The sequence below is a fragment of the Ephemeroptericola cinctiostellae genome (genome assembly GCF_003339525.1).
GTDB lineage: Bacteria > Pseudomonadota > Gammaproteobacteria > Burkholderiales > Burkholderiaceae > Hydromonas > Hydromonas cinctiostellae.
In genome coordinates, this window is sequence record NZ_CP031124.1 from 763,825 (window position 1) to 786,378 (window position 22,554).

12 protein-coding genes and 3 pseudogenes are annotated in these 22,554 nt (G+C 48.4%); 12 read left to right on the forward strand and 3 right to left on the reverse strand.

Annotated features, from left to right (window positions below; translation table 11 throughout):
- The first annotated feature begins 19 nt into the window (after positions 1-19).
- The 8 genes and pseudogenes from DTO96_RS03655 to DTO96_RS13095 all read left to right on the forward strand — a co-directional run.
- Positions 20-3,148 (forward strand): efflux RND transporter permease subunit, encoded by a 3,129-nt coding sequence (locus DTO96_RS03655; protein WP_114562259.1) that lies wholly within the window; start codon positions 20-22, stop codon positions 3,146-3,148.
- Positions 3,149-3,374: 226 nt separating this feature from the next.
- Positions 3,375-4,040, forward strand: a complete 666-nt coding sequence (locus DTO96_RS03660; protein ID WP_114562260.1) for a protein-L-isoaspartate O-methyltransferase family protein — start codon at positions 3,375-3,377, stop codon at positions 4,038-4,040.
- Positions 4,041-4,054: 14 nt separating this feature from the next.
- On the forward strand, positions 4,055-5,779 hold the full coding sequence (locus tag DTO96_RS03665) for a TolC family outer membrane protein (RefSeq protein WP_114562261.1): 1,725 nt from the start codon (positions 4,055-4,057) through the stop codon (positions 5,777-5,779).
- 86 nt (positions 5,780-5,865) lie between these two features.
- Positions 5,866-6,225, forward strand: coding sequence for an Rdx family protein (locus tag DTO96_RS03670; protein WP_114562262.1), 360 nt, complete (start codon positions 5,866-5,868; stop codon positions 6,223-6,225).
- A gap of 165 nt (positions 6,226-6,390) precedes the next feature.
- Entirely contained in the window at positions 6,391-7,149 is a 759-nt protein-coding gene (locus DTO96_RS03675) for a response regulator transcription factor (RefSeq protein ID WP_114562263.1), read from the forward strand.
- A gap of 53 nt (positions 7,150-7,202) precedes the next feature.
- The gene (locus DTO96_RS03680; RefSeq protein ID WP_114562264.1) at positions 7,203-8,183 is read left to right on the forward strand and encodes a FecR family protein; all 981 of its coding nucleotides are present in this window, start codon (positions 7,203-7,205) and stop codon (positions 8,181-8,183) included.
- A 3-nt stretch (positions 8,184-8,186) separates the two neighbouring features.
- On the forward strand, positions 8,187-10,139 hold the full coding sequence (locus DTO96_RS03685; protein ID WP_114562265.1) for a CHASE2 domain-containing protein: 1,953 nt from the start codon (positions 8,187-8,189) through the stop codon (positions 10,137-10,139).
- A gap of 655 nt (positions 10,140-10,794) precedes the next feature.
- Positions 10,795-11,838, forward strand: a pseudogene (locus DTO96_RS13095) (ESPR-type extended signal peptide-containing protein); the annotation flags it as partial.
- Between the two features lie 251 nt (positions 11,839-12,089).
- On the opposite strand, the gene DTO96_RS03695 reads toward DTO96_RS13095, so the two are convergent.
- Positions 12,090-12,341 (reverse strand): hypothetical protein, encoded by a 252-nt coding sequence (locus DTO96_RS03695; protein WP_157964314.1) that lies wholly within the window; start codon positions 12,339-12,341, stop codon positions 12,090-12,092.
- Here DTO96_RS03695 and DTO96_RS13195 point away from each other — a divergent pair.
- Positions 12,277-12,492: pseudogene (locus DTO96_RS13195) on the forward strand (hypothetical protein); the annotation flags it as partial. The gene DTO96_RS03695 and the pseudogene DTO96_RS13195 sit on opposite strands and share 65 nt — an antisense overlap.
- A gap of 11 nt (positions 12,493-12,503) precedes the next feature.
- On the opposite strand, the gene DTO96_RS13200 reads toward DTO96_RS13195, so the two are convergent.
- Positions 12,504-19,979, reverse strand: coding sequence for a hypothetical protein (locus DTO96_RS13200; protein ID WP_225972610.1), 7,476 nt, complete (start codon positions 19,977-19,979; stop codon positions 12,504-12,506).
- Positions 19,980-20,046: 67 nt separating this feature from the next.
- Here DTO96_RS13200 and DTO96_RS13205 point away from each other — a divergent pair.
- The 3 genes and pseudogenes from DTO96_RS13205 to DTO96_RS03710 all read left to right on the forward strand — a co-directional run.
- Positions 20,047-20,103: pseudogene (locus tag DTO96_RS13205) on the forward strand (hypothetical protein); the annotation flags it as partial.
- A gap of 45 nt (positions 20,104-20,148) precedes the next feature.
- Positions 20,149-20,604 carry a YadA-like family protein gene (locus DTO96_RS13165; RefSeq protein ID WP_192879031.1) on the forward strand — a complete coding sequence of 152 codons (456 nt, stop codon included), beginning with the start codon at positions 20,149-20,151 and terminating at the stop codon, positions 20,602-20,604.
- Between the two features lie 110 nt (positions 20,605-20,714).
- On the forward strand, positions 20,715-21,518 hold the full coding sequence (locus tag DTO96_RS03710) for an OmpA family protein (protein WP_192879015.1): 804 nt from the start codon (positions 20,715-20,717) through the stop codon (positions 21,516-21,518).
- A 144-nt stretch (positions 21,519-21,662) separates the two neighbouring features.
- Here the strand turns inward: DTO96_RS03710 and prmB are convergent, their stop codons facing one another.
- On the reverse strand, positions 21,663-22,553 hold the full coding sequence (gene prmB, locus DTO96_RS03715) for a 50S ribosomal protein L3 N(5)-glutamine methyltransferase (RefSeq protein WP_225972552.1): 891 nt from the start codon (positions 22,551-22,553) through the stop codon (positions 21,663-21,665).
- Position 22,554 lies beyond the last annotated feature (1 nt).

Below are 22,554 nucleotides of genomic sequence, written 5' to 3' on the forward strand. Positions count from 1 at the left end.
CAATTATAAAAGGCATGCCATGTGGTTCACCCGTGTGAGTATTAAAAACCCCATTTTAGCCACCATGGTGATGCTCGCGCTCATTGTGCTGGGCATCATGGGGTACAAGCGCATGGCGGTTGATCAAACGCCAGAAGTTGAGTTTCCAATCATCGTGGTGCAAACCAATTACGATGGCGCGGCTCCGACTTCGGTTGAAAATGACGTGTCGCGCCCGATTGAGGAGTCATTGAATACAGTGGGCGGGATCAAGACCTTGACCTCACGTTCGTATGAAGGCATTTCAGTGGTGACCGCCCAGTTTGAACTGGGCACAAACATGAACAAGGCCATGCAAGACGTGCGTGGCAAAATTGATAAGCTCAAATCCAGTTTGCGCGATGAGGTCGATGATCCTGTGGTGACGCAAGTGGATCCAACCGCTGTGGCGATGATGTCATTGGTGATTTCGGGTGATGACCGCCGCAGTTTGCGCGATTTAACCGACATCGCCGATAACACGATTGTGCCGAAAATCCAAACGGCACGTGGTGTCGGTGACGTGACGATTTTAGGGGGCGTGAAGCGTCAGGTCAACATCATTTTGGATGCCAACAAACTCGAAAGTTTGGGAGTGACCGCCAGCGAGGTGGCGAATGCGATCAAGGCCAATAATCAAGAATTACCCGCAGGCACGATTGACAACAATGAAAAACAAATCATCGTGCAAGTCAAAGGGCGGATTACGGACTTGCAAGATTTTCGTCGGATTGTGGTGGCCTCGCGTGGTGCGCAGCCCGTGTATTTGGAGCAAGTCGCTGAAGTTGAGGATGGCATCAAGGAGCGCAGCAGCGCGTCATTGGTGGATGGCGTGCCCACATTGGCATTGAGCATCATCAAATCAAGCGGCACCAACACTATGGAGGTGGCCGACAACGTTCGCGTGATGCTGGCTGATTTACAAAAATCATTGCCTGCCGACATCAAAATCTCAACCCGCACCGATCAGTCAAAAACCATCAAATCGGCGGTGGATGATGTGCGCAACACGATTTTTGAAGGGGCATTGTTGACCATTGGCATCGTGTTCTTGTTTCTGCATTCATGGCGCAGCACTGTCATCACGGCATTGACCTTGCCCGTGGCGATGATTGGCACATTTGGCTTTATTTATTTATTGGGTTTCACCATCAACACCATGACGTTAATGGCCTTGTCATTGTCGGTGGGTTTATTGATTGATGATGCGATTGTGGTGCGTGAAAACATCGTGAGGCATGTGCAAATGGGCAGTGACCACTACACGGCCTCGCTTGAGGCAACCAAGGAAATTGGCCTTGCGGTATTGGCCACCACACTGAGCATCGTGGCGGTGTTTTTGCCATTGGGTTTCATGAAAGGCATCATTGGTCAGTTTTTTCACCCGTTTGCCATCACGGTGGTGATTGCTGTTTTGTTGTCAATGTTTGTGTCGTTCACCCTTGATCCGATGCTGTCCAGCGCGTGGTTTGACCCCGATGCGCACAAACCTTTGGAGAAAAAACGCGGTGCAAAAATGCTCGTGTGGTTTGAAGGGCATGTTGAAGATTTTAGCAACATGTACCAACGCATGCTGCGTTGGGCGCTCAAACATCGGATTAAAACTTTGCTGATCGCCTTGGCGACATTTGCCATCAGTTTGCCAATCGTTAAAGTCATTGGCTCTGAGTTTTTACCGCAAACCGACCAGTCCGAGATGAATGTTCGTTTTAAAACCCCTGTGGGCACAACGTTGCAGCAGACCACGGATAAGGTCAAGCAAGTGCAAGCCATCATGAAATCTGACTTTCCTGACATTGACTATACGTTTGCACGCATTGGTGGTGGTACGAGCGGTTCAAATGTGGCCAACATCTATGTGAAATTGCAACCCCTGAGTCAACGCGCTCATTCTTTGGATGAAATGAAAAGCATTGTGCGCCAGCGTTTGGTACAAGTCGGAGGCATTAATATTTCCAAAGTCTCTGGACAGGAAGGTGGCCCTGCTGGCGCGGGTAAGCAAATCATTTTCAACATCAAAGGGCCTGATTTGACTAAACTGGAGGCTTACAGTGCGGAGGCGCTCACTAAATTGAAAGGCGTGTCAGGCATGGTCGATTTAGAATCGTCGGTGGCTGAGAAAAAGCCTGCGATGGATTTGAAAATTGACGCGCAGCGCGCCGCTGACTTGGGGGTGAACACCAGTGGTCTGGCGACCAGCGTATCGGGCTTGGTCACGGGAACCAGTGCGGGCACGTGGCGTGCCCCGAATGATGAGGATTACAGTATTAATTTGCGTTTGAATGAAAACCAGCGCATGCGCCCAGAGGACATTGCCAATTTACGCATTGCCAATGGCGCAATGGGCAGCGATGGCACACCCACACTGGTGCGTGTGGGGGACATTGCTCAAGTGGTGCAAAGCAGCACATCCAATGAGATTGTTCGTGAAAATTTGGTGCGTCGCATTCAATTGGATGCCAACCCCATGGGGCGCAGCTCAGGTGAGGTCTCCGCTGACATGGACGCTGTGCTCAAACAAATCGATTGGGCACCAGGCTATAGCTTTGAAGCCGCAGGCGATTCGAAAGACCAAGCCGAATCAGCAGGCTACGCGCTTGGTGCTTTGGGTTTGGGGGTGATCTTCATTTACATGGTGCTTGCTTCACAATTTAACAGCGTGTTGCAGCCGATTGCGATCATGAGCACCTTGCCCTTGTCGTTGATTGGTGTGTTTTCAGCTTTGCTGTTGTTCAAATCAAGCTTAAATATGTTTTCTGTGGTGGGTTTTGTGTTGCTCATGGGCTTGGTGACCAAAAATGCCATTTTGTTGATTGATTTCATCAACCAAGCACGTGCCAATGGCTCGGGGCGCGAAGAGGCCATTTTGGATGCGGTCAAAATCCGTTTGAGGCCCATTTTAATGACCACTTTGGCGATGGTATTTGGCATGTTGCCGATGGCATTGGCCTTGGGTGAGGGCTCGGAACAGCGTGCGCCCATGGGGCAGGCCGTGATTGGCGGTACCATCACCTCCACCCTGCTGACCTTGGTGGTGGTGCCTGTTGTGTATACTTATTTGGATGATTTTGGCGTTAAGGTTAAAAAGTTTTTTGCTAAAGATGATGCAGCCGCATCATATACCCATTAGAATGATGTTTGAATAAAAAGATATATGTGGCGCGCGTCTCCCCGCGGGGGTTTGGCTCGTGGATTGATTTGGCTTTTCTTGGGTGTTGTGCTGGGTTTTCACCTTATACCTCAGACGCTTTTGCTTTTAAACACACTGCAAAAGTAGGGGCTTTTGTGATTGATATGTAGGGTTCGGCCATTGAGTGAGCTGAACAAATTGAACCGATTGATTGGATGAGGCTGGTATGAAACGTGATGCATTATTTAATATGATTGAACAACAAATCCGCCCATGGGATGTGAGCCAGCCTGAGGTGTTGCGCGCTTTGCATGATATGCCGCGTGCGGGTTTTTTGCCACTGACGCATCGGGCTTTTGCATACATGGATACAGAATTGCCTTTGGTGATTGATGGCATTGACACGCACACCACGTTATTGACCCCGCGTGTTTTGGCGCGAATTGTACAGGCGGTTGACCTCAAAAAAACCGAAACAGCTGCTCAAGTGGGTTTGGGTGATGGTTACTTGACGGCTTTGTTGGCAAAATTTGCTAAAAGTGTCACAGTGTTTGAACTGAATGAAACCATATTGCATTTCGCACAACACAACTTAAATCAACATGCTGTGCGCAATGTGAATTATGAGCTGAGCAATGGTCTGAAAAATGGAGCCGATCAATATGATGTGCTGGTTTTGGCGGGCAGTGTGGCGGAGCTGACCCAAGGGTTGAAACAACGCATTGTGGTGGGCGGTCGTTTGTTTGCCATTGTGGGTTGTGAAGATGCGGCCGTGATGCATGCGGTGCTTGTTAAACGCACGTCAGAAACAAGCTGGACGCAAGACACTTTATTTGAAACGGTTGCGCCTGCTTTGACGCAAACACACACACACAGCGCTTTCGCATTTTAAAACAAACGAGCCTCATGAAACAGAACACCATCCATTGCCTCTTGATCGCCTCTTTGGGTTTAAGCGCACTGACAACCAATACCGCCCATGCCCTTGATTTAGAGCAAGCTTTTCAAGCGGCGCTCGTCAACGACCCCACCTACCAAGCGGCAATCGCTCAAAAGGGCGTGACCGATGCACAAAAAAAGCAAGCGCGTGCCGCATTGTTGCCAACGATCAGCCTGTCGGGCAGCTATTTACACACCAACACACGTTATACCGAAACGTTTTTAAGCAACGCAGGGCGAGTGGTTAAAACCTATCCCGCCAATTTGATGATTTCGATGACTCAACCTTTGTTGCAATGGGACAAAATCACAGGTTACAAACAAATTGATTTGAACGTCAGCGGTGGTGTATTGCAGTTGGCTCAAGCTCGGCAAGACCTCATCAACCGCACCATTCAGGCCTATTTCACCGCTTTATTGGCAGAAAAAAATGCCGCCATCGCGGCCGAGCAAGAGCGCAATACTGGGATTCAGCTGAAAATCGTCAAACGCAGTTTTGAAGTGGGCAACACCACTGTGATCGACACCCACGAAGCTGAAGCCGCCTACTATCGTGCCAAAGCAGCAGCCATCAATGCACAAAGCACAGCCATCAATGCGCGCTCAGCATTGGGTGACATGATGGGGCAAACGCTCGATGAACGTGAGCCGATCGACACATTGAATGCACCTTTGCGTTTGAAAATGCCCGTGCCTGATGCGCAAGACAAATGGGTCGCACGTGCGCGCGAGGAGGCTTATGCCGTTCAATTGGCAAAAATCGCTTACCAAGTGGCCGAGTTGGAGGTCAAGCGCAAAGCGCAACAGCGTTTGCCGATCGTTAATTTGACTGCCAACCAAACATGGAAAAGCACCAGCTTAAAGCGGGTGAACGACTCCAGCACCAGTGTTCAAAATTTTGGCGTGGAAGTGTCCATGCCGATTTTTGATGGCGGTCTCATCAGCGCACAAGTACTTGAAGCTGAAGCATTGAAAACCAAAAGTTATCAAACCATGCGCAGCACCGAAACACAAGTTGCTCAGGCCACACGCACGGCGTATAACCAAGCCGTATCTGGACTGGCAACGATCGCAGCTTTGGAGTCAGCCAAACAATCCGCCGCCGCATCCGTGAAATCCAATGAAATTGGCCGTTCTTTGGGCATGCGCATCAACATCGACGTGCTCAATGCCGAACAAACCCATGCACAAACCCAGTACGATTTGGCACAAGCGCAATACAATACCGTTGTGGGCAATGTGAATTTAAAAGCAGCCATATCAAGGTTAAGCGATGAGGACATTCGATTCATCAATGGTTTGCTGAATCACAAACGCGCTGCATTTGACACGGTGAAAGCAACTGCGGACGACCACCTCAATCGAACGTTGGATCCGACTCCGATTGAAGGCGTTTCAAAAGCAGCCTCAAATGCACTGATCGTGCCTGTCGTGCGCTCAGCCGCTCCAACGCCTAAGTCGCCCAAGGCTTTACAAAAAAGAGAGCCCAAAACTTTGAATGGGGTGGCGGTGTCGAGCATGGTAAAAAAATCGCCAGTGGAGCCCGAGAGTGCTCCAGTGGCTGTTCCAGTTGAACCCTCTGGTGCTGAACCTGTGCAAGCGACTGAGGACTTTAGTGCAGGTTATGTGTTGGCAAATAGTGTGCTTAAGCGTGCGAAACAAGTGACTTGGTCGGATCTGAAGTCGCAATGAGTTCAGTGCTTTTTTTAATGCACGAGTGTAAAACTTTGTCGTATGATGGTGTATTTTTAAATGCAGTGATTTTTTAGGAGGACATCATGTTAGAGCACGTCACGATTGATGATGAAAATGAAATTGTTGGTGCGCACATCACCATTGTGTATTGTCGTTTATGCAACTGGATGCTGCGTGCCAATTGGATGGCGCAAGAATTGTTATCCACTTTTGCCGACGAAATCACTGAGATCACGTTAAAACCGCGCATGGGTGGCATTTTTGAGATTTGGATTGCCCGAGAAGATCAGTATGATGGCGAGCCGCAACGCCTGTGGTCGCGTAAAGATGATGGTGGTTTTCCAGATATTAAGCTGCTTAAACAAAAAGTGCGTGACGTTGTGGCGCCAGATCGTTCTTTGGGGCATGTGGATGGCTTTGAGGCCGAGTCTCGCCACCAATGAGACCGCATTTTTGAATGCGCAGATGTGGAAATCAATGGTTTTTTGTGAGTGGTTGTTGATTGTCAAAAATGCTTTAATAATATAAATTAAGGCGAAAGGCTTTTTTATAAATAAGATTATAATTAAAGATGATCCGTATGGTGGCTATATTTTTGGGGGTAAAGAATGATCCGAATTGCTGTTCTTGATGACAACAACACACACTCACAAATGGTTGAGCAAGCTTTAATTGGCGGCCCGCACAATTGGGACGAGCCCATTGAAGTGCTGTCTTTTGAAAGCGGTGTGGCTTTGTTGGAGCGCATCAAGACAGAAACCTTTGATTGTATTATTCTCGATCGCGTGGTGCCAGACATGAGCGGTGATGTTATCTTACAATGGGTGCGTCAGTACCGGAAGCAATATATTCCTGTGATCATGCTCACCAGCCGCAAGAGCGGTCAAGAATTGGTTGAGCTGCTGAATGCAGGCGCCGATGAGTACATGATCAAGCCATTTTATCCTGATGAGTTGTTGGTTCGGGTCAAACGCTTGATTGATCGATCAAAAATTGCGCCTCAACAAGCATCGCTGCAAGCTCATCCGACTCAAGCTGAACGCGGGCAAGTGTATACTTTACACGGGGCGGTATTCGATGATTTTAACCTCACCGTTGATCATGCGAGCCAACTGATTAAACTAACCGAACGAGAGTATAATCTAGCCAAGCTGTTATTTGAAAATGTGGGCATCAATTTATCACGTGAGTTGATTTTACAACGCATTTGGAACAAAGACACAAAAGAGGCGGGGCGCTCTTTGACAACGCACATTCATTTGATTCGAGACAAGCTTGAGTTGACTGTCGACAATGGTTGGGCTCTGCGTCCTGTATATGGTTTTGGTTATCGATTGGACTCCTTCAATAATCACACACACACCTGATGCGTTTTAAAAGATTAAAAAATTAAAGCGCATTTGAAAGCACACCCTTTTTTATGAAAAAAGTACTTTGGGGCACTCAACTGCAAGCACTCATGTGTATGGGTGCTTTTGTCACGTCTATGGCCTATGCACAAGAAGCTTGCGATGGTGACCCTTTGGTCAATGTCCCTCGAAAAGTCCAATCTGTTGTCAAAGGGGGTCACGTGCATAAAGTCAAACATGTGCGAGCTCCTAATCCCACGCTCATTTCTCAACATGGGGGTGTGCTGTTAACAGATGCCAATGGCAAGTCTCGCCCACTTTTTGACGACAGTGGACAACTCACCACCATCAAAAATGGGGATACTGTGCAAACATTGGGCGATGGTTTTACCAGCATTCGTTCCAGTGATGGGAGTCGTTTGGTCATTCCGAGCAATTCCACCGTGTATATGAAGCGCATCAGCCAAACACCCATACAAATCGAACTCAAGCAAGGGCGCGTTGAAAATTATGTGGCCGACTCAAGCAAATCGACCGCCAAAAATAAAACCAAAACCAGTTATCAAATTCGCACGCCTGCGGTCACATTGAGTGTGCGAGGCACACAATTTCGCGTTCAATACAGCGAGGGCGAAAATGTAGCGCGAACGGCCATTTCAGACGGTTTAGTGGCGGCACAGCGGCCATCGGTGTGTGCTGCCGCAACCTTGCTTGAGCGAGGGGATGGCGCGTTGGTCTCTCAGCAAGGCATCAAAAAAGTTCCCATGTTGCCAGCCCCTGATTTGTCTGGATTGTCTCCAGTTGTGCGTGGTTATGACATGGGTTTTAAGTTGCCAGCCATGGGCAAAGCCGTTCAATACCATGTTCAAGCGGCTTATGATGAGCAGTTCTTGTCTGTGGTGCAAGAGGGGTACAGTAAAACGCCCGATGTGAAATTAAATCATTTGGACAGTGGGTTTTATTTTGTAAGGTTCTCTGCGATTGATGCCAATGGCATCGAAGGCTTTGCCAGCAGTGATCATTTCTTGTATCAGCCCGATACGCCGTACTAAATCATGACGGCTAAGCCTTCTTCTTCTTACATGCCTGAAAAGAGCCGCTTGCGGCTCTTTTTTGAATGGATGCTCATCCTTGTGCTCCTGTTAAGCTCGGGTGCATTTATTAAAATTCACGGCACCTTCGATGCTTTGGATCAAGTCACGTACGATGGTTTGATGTGGCAAATGGAGCAGCCCGCAGATGAACGCATTGTTTTGGTTGAAATAGATGATGCCAGTTTAAATCAACTGGGTCGTTGGCCGTGGTCGCGTGAAGTGCATGCACAATTTCTCAATGCGATTAAACCCGCCCATCCGAAGGGTGTTTTGATGGACATTTTGTTCGTTGAGTCATCCAATCTCAAGGCTGACGCTGCCATGGCGCATTCGGCGAAAGGTTTACCCAAATGGGTGTTGCCAGCTTTATTGACCTCTGCGAATGGCAATATTTTGGATTTGGGTCATCCAGAAGACGGCATTCAGCTGCAAATGCCGATTCAACCTTTGTTGCAATATGCACAGGTTGGCTTGGCGACTGCAGCGCCAGATTCGGACAACACGGTGCGCAGAGTGTATATGGGCTATGATTTGGACGGTCAAATATTGCCCACGATGAGCGCATTGCTTTTAGATGGGTACGATGCATCGCGCGTTGATCAAGTACTCATTCCCTATACTGGAGGCATGAACCACTATGATCGGGTCAGCTACGCCGATGTACTGAATGGTACGGTTCCTGCATCGAAGTTGCAAGACCGATATGTCTTTGTGGGTGCGACAGCTGTGGGTTTGGGTGACTTGCATAAAACCCCTTTTGGCATCATGTCGGGTGTTGAGATTCATGCCAATGTTTTTGACGGTTTGCTCAATCAGCGCAGCTTAAGCATGCTGGAGTCAAAAAAAATGGTGATGTTGTACACGCTGTTGCCCTTGCTGCTGCTGATGCTTGGTTTTTTATTTATCAATGAGACATGGCATTTTTATTGGTTACTGACATGGGTGGGCGCGTGGCTTGGGCTGTGCGCCTATTTGTTGACGTGGCAACACCTGTGGGCTTCCCCGGTCACGACGATATTGCTCTTGGTGGTTGCGTATATCTTGTGGAGTTGGCGAAGAATCGCTGCCATCATGCGTTATTTTGAAGGGCAATTAAAGGGAATTCGCATACAGCTGCCTGATTCAAATGTTGAGACGGCGCATCTCAGCTATGCACACACATTACAAGGTGTCATTGAGCACATTGACCGCTTGCAGTCTGCACAACAGCAAATTCAAGTGCAAAACCGAGAGTTGATTGACTATTTGTCGCATGACTTGCGTACACCACAGGTTTCAATCCTGTCGGCCATTGCCATGCACAAAAGCAACCCTGAGCAAATGCCCCATGATGTTTTATTTGCCCAAATCACAGAAAATGCACAGGACACATTGCAATATGCGCGCGACCTGGTTGAGCTCAACCATGCTCAAACAGGAGACCTGATGTATGAAGAGCATCAGCTTCAATATTTAATAGACTACGCCGTCGAGCGGATTAATATTCAAGCCCAAGAAAAGCACATTCGAATCAATGTGTTGCATAACGATGATGTGGCCGCTTGGGTGCTGGTGGATGGCGAATTGATTGAGCGCGCAATCATTAATTTAATCAGCAATGCCATTCGTTATAGCCCAGAACACAGCACCGTCAGCATTCAACTGCAACACGATGCAATCAACCAACCCCATTGGATATCCCTGCTCATTACAGATCAAGGGGTGGGCATGAGTGCGTCACTGCAGCAAGCCTTGCTTCAAGGTCTTCACGAGAAAAAGGCATCACCACAGCATGCACCTGATGCTGGAGGCAGTATGGGCATTGGTTGGCGCATGGTGCAATCCATCGTTCGCCGACATCACGGGCGACTTAATATTAAAAGTGACTTGGGACAAGGTTGCACCGTCACCGTGTCTTTGCCATTGATCGATTAAAATACATAACACTAAAAATAATTATAGGTTATTGATGAAATTTTTTGTGCATAGGTAATTACACTTAATGCTGGTCGTGTTCGTAGTGTTCCATTTAAAGAAAAAAGATGCGGCTATTTAGGTAATTGTTTTTAGGGTTTATTTTTCACTGCCATCAACAGCTTCATTTTTTGAGCACGATTGTACGTTCATGTGATTTTCAGCTAATTTTACTTTTTATTTAATTTAATTTGTTAATTTTTTTTGTTTATATTTTATTTTTGTTAAATGAAAAATTTTAATTTTCCAGATTAATAAAAATTTCTTTAAGTGTTGTTTTAATACGTCGTTTTTACAGCCTATTGCGCTGTTTTTTTGGTGGTTTTGTGTAGAAAATGGCGGTAGAATAAAAAATAAACTGTATTTTTATCAATTAAATTCATTATTTTTAACCAATTATTCTAAATGATTGAATTTTATTCTGAAGCATTGCTTTTTTTATGTGACAATCAATGCACTAAAAAGTGTTTTTATACTTAGTAACTTTTATATTAAGTTGTTGAGGTTATTGCTTAACATTGAATCACCTAATGCTGTTTTAATTAATTTTTCGCACCGAGTTGCCAGCTTTGTTCGCTAAATTCCTCTGCATCAGCATTTATCCTTGGAGTACGCTATGAACTTGAATTTTCGCAGTATTTTTAATGAATTAACGGGCGCGTGGGTCGCGGTACCTGAAATTGCCACCTCAAAAGGCAAAAAGAGCCGACGTGCCGTTGTGGCTGTCGCTGTGGCCCTTGTCGCGATCCCACTGTCTGAAACAGCAGAAGCTCAGGTGATCATTGGTTCAGGAGATACGGCAACAAACTCATTAACCGCAACTCCTCCTGCAGGTAGCCGTAATTATCAGGGGGTGCTCAATCGATTTACAGGTGTTGGCTCGATTACGGATTACTTGGGCAGTACCTCTGGACAGTCACCCGATGCGGTGGTGATTGGTAACAAAAACTTGGCTTATCAAGGCTCTATTGTTGTGGGGTATGCCAACACGGCTGGTGTCAATACCTTGGACACTTTTGCTGCCTATGTTTTGGGTGTGGGTAATAGTGCAGCGGGTGTCTTTGATACAGCCATTGGCCTTCAAAATATTGCCAGTGCGAGTTCTGTGGTGGTGATCGGTGTGGCCAACACGGCATCGGGCAACACCGCAATTGCCATGGGGCGACAATCAACAGCTTCAGGTCTCTATTCGATAGCTCAGGGTAATGTGGCACAAGCCAGTAACACGGGGGCGATTGCACTGGGTGATTCTGCTTTTGCATCGGGTGCTCAATCGGTTGCGATTGGATCGTCTGCTGGCGCGAGTGCCTTATATGAGTCGGCTTCGCAAACATTGGCTTCTGGGGCTCGTTCGGTTGCACTGGGGACTGGTAGTAAGGCTGTGGGCACCGATTCAGTAGCACAAGGTTCCTCTGCAACTGCATTACAGGCGAGTTCAATCGCTATTGGGCTTTCTGCAACAGCTGCTAGTGCTTATAGTGTAGCAATTGGAGAGAGTGCACAGGCAATCTCTGGTCAGAATAATTTTGCATTTGGTCGTAAAGCGATAGCCAATGGCAGCGGCGACTCATTAGCTCTTGGCGCATTAAGCCTTGCGGGAAGTCAGGCTACGGCGATTGGGGGTAATTCGACAGCCACAGGCACTGGTTCTGTGGCGATAGGGTCTGATGATTTGTCTGGTACATCATATTTTACGGCCTATACGCCAACAAGTGCAACAGGAGTAGGTAGTCAAGCGATCGGTGCTGGCAGTGTGGCCTCTGGAGATGTTGCTTCATCCATTGGTGTTTATGCGGTCGCGGGTGGCTTGGCCTCAGTAGCAAATGGATACAGGGCTTCTGCAGGTGGAAATAACAGCATCGCTATAGGCACAGGCGCTGTGGCCTCAGGCAACCGCTCAATCAGCATCGGTTATGGCAACACAGTGTCTGGCAATAACTCAGGTGCATTCGGTGACCCCAGTATCATTTTAGGTGCCAACTCATTCTCAGTGGGTAACAACAACACCATTGGTGCGACCCAAACGGACGTATTTGCATTGGGTAACAACATCACCGTTACGGCAAACAACTCGGTTGGTTTGGGCAGCAATGCAGCCATGACCACTGCACTGACCGCTTCAAGTGGCGGCACAACAGCAGTGGCCAGCGGAACCGTTGGCACAATCACTTATGGTAGCTTCGCTGGCTCAACACCTGTAGGTGTTGTTAGCGTGGGTTCTGTGGGTGCAGAACGTCGCATACAAAACGTTGCCGCAGGCTTAATTGGCATCAGCTCGACCGATGCTATTAATGGGGCTCAGTTATACGTAGGACTTAGTGTGGGTCAAAGCACAATTGCATCATTGTCCACATCGACTTCGACGGGCTTTAGTACAGTGAATTCAGCGGTGGCCTCGTTGTCGACTGCGACTTCAACAAGCATTAGCTCGGATCGAAGTTCAATTGCATCATTATCAACGTCAACATCAACTGGTTTGAGCTCGGCGAACAGCGCAGTGGCCTCATTGTCAACTGCAACAGGCAGCTCGGTCGCCTCGTTATCAACTGTAACGTCAACAGGATTGAGTACTGTGGGTTCAGCCATTGCATCATTGTCAACAGCAACAGGTAGCTCGGTCGCCTCGTTGTCAACTGTGACGTCAACAGGATTGAGTGCTGTGGGTTCAGCCGTTGCATCACTGTCAACAGCGACAGGCAGTTCTGTTGCCTCATTGTCAACAGTGACATCAACAGGATTGAGTGCTGTTGGTTCGGCCATTGCATCGTTGTCAACAGTGACGTCAACAGGATTGAGTGCTGTGGGTTCGGCCGTTGCATCGTTGTCAACGGCAGCAGGCAGTTCGGTTGCTTCATTGTCAACCTCAACCTCAACAGGTTTCAGCACTGTGGATTCAACTGTGGCCTCGTTGTCAACAGCGGCGGGCAGTTCAATTGCATCGTTGTCAACCTCGACCTCAGCGGGATTGAGCACAGTTAACTCAACAATTGCCTCGTTGTCAACAGTGGCGGGTAGCTCAATTGCATCGTTGTCAACGGCAGCAGGCAGCTCGGTTGCTTCATTGTCAACCTCAACTTCAACAGGCTTCAGCACTGTGGATTCAACAGTGGCTTCGTTGTCAACGGCAGCGGGTAGTTCGGTTGCTTCGTTGTCGACTTCAACTTCAACAGGCTTCAGTACTGTGGATTCAACAGTGGCTTCGTTGTCGACTTCGACTTCGACAGGCTTCAGCACTGTGGATTCGACTGTGGCTTCGTTGTCGACTTCGACTTCGACAGGCTTCAGCACTGTGGATTCGACTGTGGCTTCGTTGTCAACATCGACTTCAACAGGCTTCAGCACCGTTGATTCAACCGTGGCTTCATTGTCAACTTCGACTTCAACAGGCTTTAGTACTGTGGATTCGACTGTGGCTTCGTTGTCAACGTCAACTTCAACAGGCTTCAGTACGGTAGACAGCTCGATTGCATCGTTGTCGACTTCAACTTCGACAGGCTTGAGCACTGTGGATTCAGCAGTGGCTTCGTTGTCAACGTCAACCTCAACAGGTTTGAGCACTGTGGATTCAGCAGTGGCTTCATTGTCAACGTCAACCTCAACAGGTTTGAGCACCGTTGATTCAGCCGTGGCTTCATTGTCGACTTCAACCTCAACAGGTTTGAGCACCGTTGATTCAGCTGTTGCATCATTGTCAACGTCAACTTCAACAGGCTTGAGCACTCTGGATTCAGCTGTTGCATCATTGTCAACGTCAACTTCAACTGGTTTGAGTACTGTGGATTCGACTGTGGCTTCGTTGTCAACAGCGACAGGCAGTTCAGTTGCTTCATTGTCGACTTCGACTTCAACAGGCTTCAGTACGGTTGATTCAACAGTGGCTTCATTGTCGACTTCAACTTCGACTGGCTTTAGCACGGTGGATTCAGCAGTGGCTTCGTTGTCGACTTCGACTTCGACAGGCTTTAGCACTGTGGATTCAACCGTGGCTTCGTTGTCGACTTCGACTTCAACAGGCTTCAGCACTGTGGATTCAACCGTGGCTTCATTGTCAACTTCGACTTCGACAGGCTTTAGCACTGTGGATTCAGCCGTGGCTTCATTGTCGACTTCGACTTCAACAGGCTTCAGCACTGTGGATTCAACCGTGGCTTCGTTGTCGACTTCGACTTCGACAGGCTTGAGTACTGTGGATTCGACTGTGGCTTCGTTGTCAACAGCGGCAGGCAGTTCGGTTGCTTCATTGTCGACTTCAACTTCAACAGGCTTCAGTACTGTGGATTCAACAGTGGCTTCGTTGTCGACTTCGACTTCGACAGGCTTGAGTACTATGGATTCGACTGTGGCTTCATTGTCGACTTCGACTTCAACAGGCTTCAGTACGGTTGATTCAACAGTGGCTTCATTGTCGACTTCAACTTCGACTGGCTTTAGCACGGTGGATTCAGCAGTGGCTTCGTTGTCGACTTCGACTTCGACAGGCTTTAGCACTGTGGATTCAACCGTGGCTTCGTTGTCGACTTCGACTTCAACAGGCTTCAGCACTGTGGATTCAACCGTGGCTTCATTGTCAACTTCGACTTCGACAGGCTTTAGCACTGTGGATTCAGCCGTGGCTTCATTGTCGACTTCGACTTCAACAGGCTTCAGCACTGTGGATTCAACCGTGGCTTCGTTGTCGACTTCGACTTCGACAGGCTTGAGTACTGTGGATTCGACTGTGGCTTCGTTGTCAACAGCGGCAGGCAGTTCGGTTGCTTCATTGTCGACTTCAACTTCAACAGGCTTCAGTACTGTGGATTCAACAGTGGCTTCGTTGTCGACTTCGACTTCGACAGGCTTGAGTACTATGGATTCGACTGTGGCTTCATTGTCGACTTCAACTTCGACTGGCTTTAGCACTGTGGATTCAGCAGTGGCTTCGTTGTCGACTTCGACTTCAACAGGCTTCAGCACTGTGGATTCAACCGTAGCTTCATTGTCGACTTCGACTTCGACAGGCTTTAGCACTGTGGATTCAACCGTAGCTTCATTGTCGACTTCGACTTCGACAGGCTTTAGCACTGTGGATTCAACAGTGGCTTCGTTGTCGACTTCGACTTCGACAGGCTTTAGTACTGTGGATTCGACTGTGGCTTCGTTGTCAACGTCAACTTCGACTGGCTTCAGTACGGTAGACAGCTCGATTGCATCGTTGTCGACTTCAACTTCGACAGGCTTCAGCACTGTGGATTCAACAGTGGCTTCGTTGTCAACGTCAACTTCAACAGGCTTCAGCACTGTAGATTCAACAGTGGCTTCGTTGTCGACTTCGACTTCGACAGGCTTCAGTACTGTGGATTCAACAGTGGCTTCATTGTCAACATCAACTTCGACAGGCTTGAGCACTGTTGATTCAGCAGTGGCTTCATTGTCAACATCAACTTCGACAGGCTTGAGCACTGTGGATTCAGCAGTGGCTTCATTGTCGACATCGACTTCGACAGGCTTCAGCACTCTGGATTCGACCGTGGCTTCATTGTCAACTTCGACTTCAACAGGCTTCAGTACGGTAGACAGCTCGATTGCATCGTTGTCGACTTCAACTTCGACAGGCTTGAGTACTGTGGATTCAACCGTGGCTTCGTTGTCAACGTCAACTTCGACTGGCTTCAGTACGGTAGACAGCTCGATTGCATCGTTGTCGACTTCAACTTCGACAGGCTTCAGCACTGTGGATTCAACAGTGGCATCATTGTCAACGTCAACTTCAACAGGCTTCAGCACTGTAGATTCAACAGTGGCTTCGTTGTCGACTTCGACTTCGACAGGCTTCAGTACTGTGGATTCAACAGTGGCTTCATTGTCAACATCAACTTCGACAGGCTTGAGCACTGTTGATTCAGCAGTGGCTTCATTGTCAACATCAACTTCGACAGGCTTGAGCACTGTGGATTCAACAGTGGCTTCGTTGTCAACGTCAACTTCGACAGGCTTCAGCACTCTGGATTCAACAGTGGCTTCATTGTCGACTTCGACTTCAACAGGCTTCAGTACGGTAGACAGCTCGATTGCATCGTTGTCGACTTCAACTTCGACAGGCTTGAGTACTGTGGATTCAACCGTGGCTTCGTTGTCAACGTCAACTTCGACAGGCTTCAGCACTGTAGATTCAACAGTGGCTTCGTTGTCGACTTCGACTTCGACAGGCTTCAGTACTGTGGATTCAACAGTGGCTTCATTGTCAACATCAACTTCGACAGGCTTCAGTACGGTTGATTCAACAGTGGCTTCATTGTCAACATCGACTTCGACTGGCTTTAGCACTGTGGATTCAACCGTGGCATCATTGTCGACTTCAACTTCGACAGGCTTCAGTACGGTTGATTCAACAGTGGCTTCATTGTCAACATCGACTTCGACTGGCTTTAGCACTGTGGATTCAACCGTGGCATCATTGTCGACTTCAACTTCGACAGGCTTGAGCACTGTTGATTCAGCCGTGGCTTCATTGTCAACATCAACTTCGACAGGCTTGAGCACTGTGGATTCAGCAGTGGCTTCATTGTCGACTTCGACTTCAACAGGCTTCAGCACTGTGGATTCAACAGTGGCATCATTGTCGACTTCGACTTCAACAGGCTTCAGTACGGTCGATTCAACAGTTGCTTCGTTGTCAACGTCAACTTCAACTGGTTTGAGTACTGTGGATTCAACTGTGGCTTCATTGTCGACTTCGACTTCGACTGGCTTCAGTGCGGTTGATTCAACAGTGGCTTCATTGTCGACTTCGACTTCAACAGGCTTTAGTACTGTGGATTCAACTGTGGCTTCGTTGTCGACTTCAACTTCGACTGGCTTCAGCACTGTGGATTCAGCCGTGGCTTCATTGTCAACTTCGACTTCGACTGGCTTCAGTACGGTTGATTCAACAGTGGCTTCATTGTCAACTTCGACTTCAACAGGCTTGAGCACCGTTGATTCAGCTGTGGCTTCATTGTCAACGTCAACGTCGACAGGCTTGAGTACTGCGGATTCGACGGTGGCTTCGTTGTCGACTTCGACTTCGACAGGCTTCAGCACTCTGGATTCAGCCGTAGCTTCATTGTCAACAGCGACAGGCAGTTCGGTTGCATCATTGTCGACTTCGACTTCAACAGGCTTCAGCACCGTTGATTCAACCGTGGCTTCGTTGTCGACTTCGACTTCGACAGGCTTGAGTACTGTGGATTCGACGGTGGCTTCGTTGTCAACTTCGACTTCAACAGGCTTCAGTACTGTGGATTTAACTGTGGCTTCATTGTCGACTTCGACTTCGACTGGCTTCAGTACGGTTGATTCGACTGTGGCTTCATTGTCAACAGCGACAGGCAGTTCGGTTGCATCATTGTCGACTTCGACTTCAACAGGCTTCAGCACCGTTGATTCAACCGTGGCTTCGTTGTCGACTTCGACTTCGACAGGCTTGAGTACTGTGGATTCAACCGTGGCTTCGTTGTCAACCGCAGCGGGTAGTTCGGTTGCATCGTTATCGACTTCAACTTCAACAGGCTTGAGCACTGTGGATTCAACAGTGGCTTCGTTGTCGACTTCGACTTCAACAGGCTTCAGTACTGTGGATTCGAGTGTGGCTTCGTTGTCAACGTCAACGTCAACTGGTTTGAGAACGGTGGATTCGGCAGTGGCTTCATTGTCAACAGTGACGGGTAGTTCGATTGCTTCATTGTCGACTGCGGTGTCTACGATGGCTTCTACGACCTTGAGTGTGGCGAACAGTTCGATTGCTTCGTTGTCGACTTCGACTTCAACAGGCTTCAGTACTGTGGATTCAACAGTGGCTTCGTTGTCGACCTCGACTTCAACAGGTTTAAGTACTGTGGATTCGAGTGTGGCTTCGTTGTCAACAGCAGCCGGCAGTTCAGTTGCTTCGTTGTCAACTTCGACTTCAACAGGCTTCAGCACTGTGGATTCAACAGTGGCTTCGTTGTCAACGTCAACGTCAACTGGTTTGAGAACGGTGGATTCGGCAGTGGCTTCGTTGTCAACATCGACAGGCAGTTCGGTCGCTTCATTGTCGACTGCGGTGTCTACGATGGCTTCAACGACCTTGAGTGTGGCGAACAGTTCGATTGCTTCGTTGTCAACTTCGACGTCAACGGGTTTCAGTACAGTTGATTCAACAGTGGCTTCGTTGTCAACGTCAACTTCAACTGGTTTGAGCACGGTGGATTCGGCAGTGGCTTCGTTGTCAACATCGACTTCAACGGGTTTCAGTACAGTTGATTCAACAGTGGCTTCGTTGTCGACCTCGACTTCAACAGGTTTAAGTACTGTGGATTCGAGTGTGGCTTCATTGTCAACGTCAACGTCAACTGGTTTGAGCACGGTGGATTCAGCCGTGGCTTCGTTGTCAACATCGACAGGCAGTTCGGTCGCTTCATTGTCGACTGCGGTGTCTACGATGGCTTCAACGACCTTGAGTGTGGCGAACAGTTCGATTGCTTCGTTGTCAACATCGACTTCAACGGGTTTCAGTACAGTTGATTCAACAGTGGCTTCGTTGTCGACCTCGACTTCAACAGGTTTAAGTACTGTGGATTCGAGTGTGGCTTCATTGTCAACGTCAACGTCAACTGGTTTGAGCACGGTGGATTCAGCTGTGGCTTCGTTGTCAACATCGACAGGCAGTTCGGTCGCTTCATTGTCGACTGCGGTGTCTACGATGGCTTCAACGACCTTGAGTGTGGCGAACAGTTCGATTGCTTCGTTGTCAACTTCGACGTCAACGGGTTTCAGTACAGTTGATTCAACAGTGGCTTCGTTGTCAACGTCAACTTCAACTGGTTTGAGCACGGTGGATTCGGCAGTGGCTTCATTGTCAACAGTGACGGGTAGTTCGATTGCTTCATTGTCGACTGCGGTGTCTACGATGGCTTCGACGACCTTGAGTGTGGCGAACAGTTCGATTGCTTCGTTGTCAACTTCGACTTCAACGGGTTTCAGCACTGTGGATTCAACAGTGGCTTCGTTGTCAACGTCAACTTCAACGGGTTTGAGCACGGTGGATTCGGCTGTGGCTTCGTTGTCAACAGTGACGGGTAGTTCGATTGCTTCATTGTCGACTGCGGTGTCTACGATGGCTTCAACAACCTTGAGTGTGGCGAACAGTTCGATTGCTTCGTTGTCAACTTTAACTTCAACGGGTTTCAGCACGGTTGATTCAACAGTGGCTTCGTTGTCGACTTCGACTTCGACAGGCTTGAGTTCCGTGAATTCTGCGGTGGCTTCATTGTCGACGACCGTTTCAGCAATGGCTTCGACCACTTTGAGTACGGCGAATAGCACAATTGCTTCGTTGTCGACGGTGACGGGCAGTTCGATTGCTTCGTTGTCAACTTCGACTTCAACGGGTTTCAGCACGGTTGATTCAACAGTGGCTTCGTTGTCGACTTCGACTTCGACAGGCTTGAGTTCCGTGAATTCTGCGGTGGCTTCATTGTCGACGACCGTTTCAGCGATGGCTTCGACCACTTTGAGTACGGCGAATAGTTCAATTGCTTCGTTGTCGACGGTGACGGGCAGTTCGATTGCTTCATTGTCGACAGTGACGGGTAGTTCGATCGCTTCGTTGTCGACGGTGGTGTCTTCGATGGCTTCAACGACTTTGAGTACTTCGAACAGTTCGATTGCTTCGTTGTCGACGGTGACGGGCAGTGCGATTGCGTCGTTGTCAACTTTGACTTCGACTGGCTTGAGCTCAACCAACAGTGCGGTGGCTTCGTTGTCTACTTCGGTGTCTGTGTTGTCAACGACGGTCAGTACCATTAATGTTGAGGGTACGAAGTACTTCCAAGCCAATTCAACGGAGGCGGGTGCGCAGGCTGTGGGCAATAACTCGGTGGCGATTGGTCCTAATTCGGTGGCGAATGGTGACAATTCAGTGGTTATGGGCAATGGGGCTGTGACAACGACCAATGCGACCAATTCGTTGGCGATGGGTACGAGCGCGACGGCTTCGGCGGCTAATTCTGTGGCTCTGGGTTCGAATTCGGTGGCCAATGAGGCCAATACGGTGTCGGTCGGTTCTGCGGGCAGTGAGCGTCGCATCACCAATGTGGCTGAAGGCGTAAATGGCACGGATGCGGTGAATGTGAATCAGCTGAAAGGTCTTGAGTCGACTGTTAACAATAAAATCACGACGATGGGACGCGAATTGAAAGGTGGTATTGCAGCAGCAGCAGCATTGGCTGTGGTGACACCAATTGAAGCGGGTCGTTGGCACATGACGGGCGCCGTTGCGGGTTATGGTGGACAAGTCGGTGTCGGTATGAATGTGTTGAAACGTTCTGACAGTGGCCAAAGTACGGTACATGCTGGTGTCGCGTATGGCTCAGGCGGCGGCGGTGTGCTCTGGCGTGTGGGTGGTGGTTTCTCATTTGGTGGCAACTAATCATTGCTAAAACAGCACAGTAAGCTCGACTTGCTGTGCTGTTTCAAACATACTGGGTGGTGTGATGCCACCTTCCACCGACACAATCGGTACTGATGAAAGGATTGAATATGTTTAAGTTAAAACGTGTTTTACATGCCGTGGCAATAGCGAGTGCTGTGTGTGGGACTCCAGCATTTGCTCAGGCCATTTCGTTTGAGAATACAGATGCTTCTAATGTTGTGTTTCCAAGCATGGATAAAGCATGGCTCAAAAATGGTGCGATCATGGATCCAATGCACCCTCGCAGCATGGGTTTGGGTTTAACCAAAAATCAAGTGCGCTCCATTATTTCGTATCCTCATTTCAGTGAAGCGATGTTTGGTGAGCGGGAATGGAATTATATTTTTAATTTCAAAAAGCCTGATGGTTCTTATTTGACATGCCAATATCAAGTGCAGTTTGATGATAAGGTTCGTACAAAAGGTTTGTATTGGGATCGAGAAGAGTGTTTGAGGTTTGTACAAGGTAAGCCTGTCGAGCAACCATTGCATTCAATCGCATTAGGGGCTGATGGCTTGTTTGCATTTGGTAAGTCAAGTTATGCCGATTTGTTGCCAGCTGGGCGTCAGAAGTTAAAGCGCTTGGCAGAGCAAATCAACAAAGGCTACAATTTAAAATCACTTGAGATTGTCGGGCATACGGATCGCATCGGTTCCAGTGCAAGCAACATGCAGTTGTCACAAGCACGTGCTGAAACAGTGAAAACATTTTTGGCTGGTAACGGTATTTCCAGTGCTTTGATGACTGCTCGTGGTGTGGGCTCCACTCAACCCATCGTCACATGTGCGGGACCCGCAACTTCAGCGGTGATTGCTTGCTTGCAATCCAATCGCCGTGTGGATGTTTCTGTCAATGGCAGCATAAAGCCATAACGCAACCTGACGTTGTGTGAACACATTTGTGTGTGTGATTGGCCAACTTGTTGATTTTTTAACAAGTTGGCTTTTTTACGACCATACGCAATACAATCAAGACGACACAATCAAAGTGATAAGCACAGGCAAACGCTTTTTACTTTACAGACCGATGGTGTTTTTTCCTGATAAATCAGAACGCGTGAGTAAGAAAACCGCCTCATCTGAGCCACTGGTGTCGAGCCAAACCAAGGGTAGTTTTTTGAACGCGGTTTGTGCATGCTGATATTCATTGCCAATCTCAATCACCAAAATGCCATTGGGTTTGAGTAAAGCCGCGGCTTCGTTCACAATTGTGCGCACCAAATCCATACCATCGCTGCCTCCTGCGAGCGCAATTTGAGGCTCGGCAAGGTACTCGGCCGGTAAGTTGGCCATACTCGCATTGTTGACATAAGGAGGGTTGGAGAAAATAATGTCGTATCGTTTGCCCGAATCCTTCACAGCAGTGTACAAATCACTTTGCATCAAGGTGATGCGGTTCTCAAAAGCATAGTCCTTGACATTGCGTTGAGCCACTTCGAGTGCCGCAGGGTCAATGTCAATCGCATCGACATGGGCATTTTGAAAAATTTCAGCTGCCATGATCGCCAAGCAAGCAGAACCTGTGCACAGCTCCAGTATGTCTGTGGTTTTGTCCACATCCACCCAAGGTGAAAAACCATCCAAAATCAGCTCACCAATGAAGCTGCGTGGCACAATAACGCGCTCATCAACATAAAATTTAAAGCCGTGTAAAAAAGCTTCGTGGGTTAAATAGGCCAATGGTTTTTTTGTGTGGCAGCGCGCATTGATGAGTTCAGACAGCTTTGTGAACGCGGGGCTTGGGTACGATGCTTCCCATGCGATGTCATGATCGACAGGCAAACCCGCACAAAATAATGCCGCATACACCGCTTCATCATAGGCATCACCCATGCCGTGTCCATAAAACAAATTGGCTTTGAGCAGGTGTTTTTCTGCTGCCTCGATGGCTTGTTCAAAAGTGTTCATG

Bases quoted from the DNA above. Each gene is read 5' to 3' on its own strand.
- DTO96_RS03665 (WP_114562261.1), top strand. From the start codon at position 4,055: ATGAAACAGAACACCATCCATTGCCTCTTGATCGCCTCTTTGGGTTTA.
- DTO96_RS03670 (WP_114562262.1), top strand. From the start codon at position 5,866: ATGTTAGAGCACGTCACGATTGATGATGAAAATGAAATTGTTGGTGCG.
- DTO96_RS03660 (WP_114562260.1), top strand. From the start codon at position 3,375: ATGAAACGTGATGCATTATTTAATATGATTGAACAACAAATCCGCCCA.
- DTO96_RS13165 (WP_192879031.1), top strand. From the start codon at position 20,149: ATGGGTACGAGCGCGACGGCTTCGGCGGCTAATTCTGTGGCTCTGGGT.
- DTO96_RS03685 (WP_114562265.1), top strand. From the start codon at position 8,187: ATGACGGCTAAGCCTTCTTCTTCTTACATGCCTGAAAAGAGCCGCTTG.
- prmB (WP_225972552.1), bottom strand. From the start codon at position 22,553: ATGAACACTTTTGAACAAGCCATCGAGGCAGCAGAAAAACACCTGCTC.
- DTO96_RS03655 (WP_114562259.1), top strand. From the start codon at position 20: ATGTGGTTCACCCGTGTGAGTATTAAAAACCCCATTTTAGCCACCATG.
- DTO96_RS13200 (WP_225972610.1), bottom strand. From the start codon at position 19,979: ATGGTACTGACCGTCGTTGACAACACAGACACCGAAGTAGACAACGAA.
- DTO96_RS03680 (WP_114562264.1), top strand. From the start codon at position 7,203: ATGAAAAAAGTACTTTGGGGCACTCAACTGCAAGCACTCATGTGTATG.
- DTO96_RS03675 (WP_114562263.1), top strand. From the start codon at position 6,391: ATGATCCGAATTGCTGTTCTTGATGACAACAACACACACTCACAAATG.
- DTO96_RS03710 (WP_192879015.1), top strand. From the start codon at position 20,715: ATGTTTAAGTTAAAACGTGTTTTACATGCCGTGGCAATAGCGAGTGCT.